This is a genomic window from Glutamicibacter sp. JC586, assembly GCF_009805585.1.
Classification (GTDB): domain Bacteria; phylum Actinomycetota; class Actinomycetes; order Actinomycetales; family Micrococcaceae; genus Glutamicibacter.
The window spans coordinates 1-493 of the sequence record NZ_VHIN01000015.1; the positions used below are offsets into that span (position 1 = coordinate 1).

At 49.5% G+C, this 493-nt stretch carries 1 tRNA gene; it reads right to left on the reverse strand.

Annotated features, from left to right (window positions below):
* Window positions 1-209 precede the first annotated feature (209 nt).
* A tRNA-Pro gene (locus FJV47_RS11910) sits at window positions 210-284 on the reverse strand.
* Window positions 285-493 lie beyond the last annotated feature (209 nt).

Consider the following 493-nt stretch of genomic DNA (forward strand, 5'->3'; position numbering starts at 1 on the left):
TGCGACCTCACGCTCCCAAAGCGCGCGCTCTAGCCAAGCTGAGCTACACCCCGATTAGCAGTGAACAGTCTAACCCGAGTCATCCTGTATCCACTAATCGTTTGTGATGCTTACTAGTGACTTTTGACAGTTCCCAGTGATCACAAGATCTAAATTATATTTAGCTCTCAAATTTCATGAGCGGCAATCCAAAGATTTCAGTTCATGAGTCGGGGTAACAGGATTCGAACCTGCGACCTCACGCTCCCAAAGCGCGCGCTCTAGCCAAGCTGAGCTATACCCCGGTAGTTCGTCTGTTCGCAATGTGCATTGCGAGCAGCCTTGAACCTAAAGGTTTTGAATCCGACCAGGAAAATTCCCAAGGGACTCGATCGACCCGATTTCTCGTGTCAAAATTTATGTCTGAATTTACGTCATCCATAAAGTCGGGGTAACAGGATTCGAACCTGCGACCTCACGCTCCCAAAGCGCGCGCTCTAGCCAAGCTGAGCTA